General features: G+C 28.5%; 1 protein-coding gene. It reads right to left on the bottom strand.

From position 1 onward, the window contains the following. Positions 1-694 precede the first annotated feature (694 nt). On the bottom strand, positions 695-2353 hold the full coding sequence (locus tag CYP77_RS04175) for a helicase-related protein (RefSeq protein ID WP_343219201.1): 1659 nt from the start codon (positions 2351-2353) through the stop codon (positions 695-697). Positions 2354-2553 lie beyond the last annotated feature (200 nt).

Here is a 2553-nt window from a genome sequence, read left to right as displayed (position 1 = left end):
TTATTTCTCTCTTGCATGCAACAACACTGTAACTTTCAAATTTGCATTTTAGATATATTCTAAATTTAGCCTTTATACATAAAAGACACCTTTGCTGGTGCCTTTTTAACTATTCATATTTATTTTTTCTTCCATCTTATATGTCACAATCCATCTTGCAGTTTCTAAGTCTTGCGGATCATGAACTGTGTTCTTTTTGTATCTAGCATAGCAATTTTTAATATATCTTCATCAGTAAAAGCAAAATCAAAAACTTCTATATTTTGTTTCATACACCAATTTCGCAATAACGATGACATCTCTTTGAATTAACCACCTCAACATAATTCACCCTGTGGTTTTATTGTATTTTTTCCTCTGCAAATGGAGTCTAAACATCATTTACTCCTTGCCATATTCAAAACTAGCTTCGACATCTATGACTAATGGCGAAGGCTGTCTATAAAAAGAATCTCGTGGTATAGCTCTTCACCCTCGTCAAATGCATATATTATCGACACTTGCATTTTTATTTTGAAAGAGCCTTTTGCTAACGACACTTTTTGCAACTATCTTTGTATCTTTATCGAGATTATAAATTTAACTCATTTTGTATCCTTTTGTAATTTTACATGCCATTGCAGTTTGTGAAAAGTTTTTTAGTTAATTTATTAACAGAGATTATCTTCTTTTGTATTCCAATAATAAAAATAAATCACAATCGCTCTAATATATCAAATTCATAGTTACTTAAATCCATTGTCCTAAAATGTTTTTTTACATATTCAATAGTATTATTATAAGGTATATCTTTAAATTTTTTTAATGTAGATGCAGGGACTCCAAAATCTAAAAGTATACTCAACTTATTATCCACTCCTTCATGTTCCAGAATAGAAATAAAAGCAGAATAATTAGCAGCTTGTTTGCCATTGAGATAATTTACAATACTTTCTAGTACACTAAGTCTTTTAGGTATTTCGAATTTAGCTTGATTTCTGATAAAACCAAATACTTTTGAAACCGATAAGTTAATGATACTCTCTTCATTCTTGCCTTGATTGGCATCTTGTTGATGCTGATACTTAATCTCATTATTTATAATGGAGTGTAAATTTCCACCCTGGATTATTTGATGGCATTTTTGAGCTAAGAATTTATAACTATCCCCCTTATTGCCTTCCAGTAAATGATCTACTATATATAATGTACGAGATAATGTTTTATAAGTAGGAATTGGTGCATCCCAGCTCAATTGATTCAATATTTTTTTTCTACCATTTAAGCAATTATAAAGGTGCTTTTGCTTTTCAATACTATAATAGTTTGATTTAAAAATTTGCAATAAATCTACGGGTAGCCCTTGAATCAATTCTTCATACGCTCTTTTCTTTTGCTCTTTCATATCTTCTTTTTTTAAATTAACTAAAATTTCGCTTTGTAAATTATTATCTTGAGTGACTATGGGGACATCTATATTTTCCATCTCTTGCCTTGGAGGATCATCAAAATAATATACTTTTCCAGTATAGTATTTCATCATTCTTCCGGCACGCCCCTTGATATTATTAAAATCAAAGTAAGTCAGCTTGTTTTTTCCTTTGTGCATATCATATATGATAATGTTTTTTGCGACAGTGTTTACGCCCTCTATTAATAAGGTAGTTGCAAATAATATATTTATTTTATTGTTATTAAAATAGTCGAGTTGAGCATTAACAATATGCCTAGGATATTGACCGTTATGTAAACCTATACCTTTTTGTAAGTATTTTTTTAAATTCCATTTTACGGAAACATTTTCATCAATCCATTCAAAAATAGGAAAATAATTTTCTACGCCTTTTTTATTATCTCTAATAAATTCATTTGACAATTTTTCTGCTTGAGCAGGGGATTTGACATAAACTATAGTAGGCTCACTTAAACTATTTAATAGCTCAAACAGCTTCATTTTCCTTTCTTCCTTGGAAATACAGCTTATTTTTTCCAATTCTTGTCTTACTAATGAATACTTCGTTTTAAAGAAATTTAGACTATATTTTTCAATAAAATTATTATCAACACTATCTACCGATGGAGTTAGTAATATTAATTGCGGATTTTTAAACATTACTTTATAAAATGCAATATTTAATTGGCTGACTCTATCGTCGTGTTTATGGTTTGATATTTTATAAAATTCATCAACTATAAATAAATCTATATTGTTAATTTTTGGTAAAATATCTAAAATTCGCTCACTGGTTAAAATAAACAAGTTGTTTGCTTTATTTATGTCTTGGCTTGTATTAACCACAATATTATAAAAATCTTGATAATTTTGGAGTTTTTTTCTAGTTTCATCAATTAGTGCTAATGTCGGCTGAATAATTAATATATTACTATATTTTTTTCTTGCTACAAATTCTTGTATTAGTAGGCTTTTACCAAAACTGTAGGTGCGGAGATAAGTAAATTTTGTCTATTTGAGATTTTTTCTTCTAACACTTTCTGCCAGTAGTGAAACGTTACTCTATTATTTTCAAAATCGTTTATAAATTTAGATTTATGGTACTCGCACCTAATTAATGC

The sequence above is a fragment of the Campylobacter concisus genome, assembly GCF_002913865.1.
Taxonomy (GTDB): Bacteria; Campylobacterota; Campylobacteria; order Campylobacterales; family Campylobacteraceae; genus Campylobacter_A; species Campylobacter_A concisus_AM.
The sequence above is the reverse complement of the archived record's forward strand: the minus strand, read 5'-3'. Positions and strand labels throughout refer to the sequence as shown.